Annotated in this window: 2 protein-coding genes; both read left to right on the top strand. The window is 47.3% G+C overall.

Going from position 1 to position 2,752, the window contains the following annotated elements; translation table 11 throughout:
• Window positions 1–238 (top strand): hypothetical protein (locus NWP21_RS18065; protein WP_280793746.1); only part of this gene is annotated, 238 nt, incomplete at its 5' end.
• 111 nt (window positions 239–349) lie between these two features.
• On the top strand, window positions 350–2,752 hold a 2,403-nt coding region (locus NWP21_RS18070), incomplete at its 3' end, for a metallophosphoesterase (protein ID WP_280793747.1).

Here is a 2,752-nt window from a genome sequence, read left to right on the forward strand (position 1 = left end):
AGATAACTTCTGGTTAGTAGTTGGCGGTTCCCTACCCGATGTACCCAATGTCCTCAAAGACTTTGAATTAGGTATAGACCGCATCGGTATGGGTGGTATTACCGCCAACCAAGTTAGTTTATTAAGTCAAAATGGTAACACTATCATTCAGGTAGGTAGTACAGATGTCGCCCTCATCGAAGGGGTCAATATAGCCCAATTCAATCTCAACGATTCCAGTCAGTTCGTCTTTGCTTAAATCAAATCCCGGACTTCTCACCACATTTTCCCATGTGACCACAAATCCTATAGAAGTCCGGGATCTCCCCGTAGCTAAAAGTGAAAACACTACCCAAGGAGGTTTTACACCATGTCTGAATTTAGAATTAATCCCTATCTGCAAAATCCATCATCTCAAGGGATTGATATCACCTGGTTTACCCAACAAGATATACCAGGGAGATTAACCATAACCGGACCCGGTTTAAATAACCCTCTGGCTTTAGTTAGTACCCCCGTCTTTCAACCCCTCTTGACCTATACTACAGCCGAGAAAAATCAAAATATCTCTGGACTAGAGCCGGGTTCTTGGTTAATCAGTGACAACAACTATAAGCACAGTATAGATGTGCAAGGTTTATTACCAGGGCAAACCTATAACTACACAGTCACCCTGGGGAGTGAGACTTTTACCTCTACCTTTAAAACCGCCCCTAGTAATACAGATTGGTCTAGTGTTCGCTTTATAGCCATGTCTGACAGCGAAACCGAACCCCAGGGAAGGGTGACTAATCGGGAATGGCAACCCGGAGCCTTAGCCACTAACTCCATAGAACGCCCCGCACTTAGTAATAGTCAGTGGGCTGACACCTTTGGCACATCTGGCTCTGGGGCCAACCAAACCCTACGTTATGCCCTCACCGAAACGGAAGGGTACCGACAAAACCTAGCTGTAGTTAACAGTCGTCACCCTGACTTTTTGATGATGCCAGGGGATTTAGTACAGGGAGGCGGCTATCAACCCGGGTGGGATGAATTTTTTAGACACAACGCCGGAGAGTTTGATAGCGGTTTATCTCAATACCCCATATTACCAGCTTTAGGTAACTGGGAGAACTTCGGATCTCTCAATGGCGGCTATGGTACAGATAGGGATGGTCGATTTGGCCCTAAATTCGGGCGGGATAAGTATCATATTTACTTTGATGCCCCTGACAACGGCACTCCTGATCATCGGGATAATTACTATCGCATTGACTACGGTCCGGTAACTATCCTCACCTTAGATAGTTCTAATGGGGAGCCGGATGACCGCCGCTCTAACTATGGTGGGGAAGGAAAACCGCCTAAAATTACTGGTAGGGAATATACAGAACCGGGAACAGACACTCAGGAAAACTACACCCGTGAGCAGTATGAAGCCGCTGGAGGAACTGACTTAGCTGATTTCAATCCTGGTAGTATTCAGTGGAACTGGGTCATGGAGCAACTTGATGATGCTCGCAGCCAAGGACAGATTATTTTTGTCCAGTTTCATCATGTACCTTACAGCAGTGGGGAACATGGTCAACCGATGAATCATGTTTTATCCACTGGACAAGCAGGAACACCCATGCGCCAGTACCATAGTATGTTTGAGGAATATGGGGTAGCTGGGGTTTTGTCCGGTCATAGTGAGATGTTTGAACGCAGTCTTGTAGATCAAGATGGCGATGGGATTGGGGTAAGCTACTACGATGTGGGGGTAGCTGGTGATGGCTTGAGGGGACAAAAACGCGATGGCTCCGGTTTAGACAAGCCTCTACTTAATTATAACGAGTTCAGCCAGTGGACTGCTGACCAGAGAGAAGGGGAATTATGGCAACAGATTGACGGAGTACCACAACTTATTGATGGTGGTAAGCACTACGGTCACCTGGAAGTAAACCTAGAGCGCCTTAATCCTGCTGGGGGAGCCAGTGCTAAAGTCCTCATGACTCCAGTCTATGTTTTCCCTATCCTAGATGCTGAGTACAACTTAATCAACACAGAACGCCGGGTTTATGGTGATGAGATTGTGTTGTTAGCAGATACACAAGGTAGGATAGCCACCGCCCCCTTAGACCCCAATCCTTTAATTTTTGGTACTGCGGAATCTGACGACATTCTTTTAAACCGTAATCAACCCCTGAAAACAGTATTTTCCGGTCATGGTGATGACGTAGTTGATGCCAGCCAAGTTTCCTATATAGAAGTTTTAGGCGGGAACGGTAATGACACCATCATGGTAGCCAGTGTATCTTTAGCTAACGGTGGGGATGGGAATGATACCTTAATGATTGGTACTCAAGGTCCAGCCAGTACCAGCGTTTTAGATGGCGGTCGCGGTCAAGATACCTTGACGGTTGTGGAAGCCGACGGACCTAACATCCTCCTCGGTGGTGCTGACCATGACACCCTACAGGTAGCAGAAGGCCAGGGACAAATGCTGTTTGGTGGTTCCAGTCGGGACGTGCTGCGCTCTAGCCCAGATGGTCATAATCGCCTCTATGGTGGTTCCAGTGATGACCAATTGTATTCTACTGTGGGCGATCGCCTGTTTGGTGGCGATGGTAATGACAGCCTCTACGCCGGACAGGGTGGTAACAATTCACTCTGGGGCGGTCAAGGTGCAGATAACTTCTGGTTAGTAGTTGGCGGTTCCCTACCCGATGTACCCAATGTCCTCAAAGACTTTGAATTAGGTATAGACCGCATCGGTATGGGTGGTATTACCGCCAACCAAGTTAGTTTA

The sequence above is a fragment of the Anabaenopsis sp. FSS-46 genome, from assembly GCF_029891665.1.
GTDB classification, from domain to species: Bacteria; Cyanobacteriota; Cyanobacteriia; order Cyanobacteriales; family Nostocaceae; genus Anabaenopsis; species Anabaenopsis arnoldii.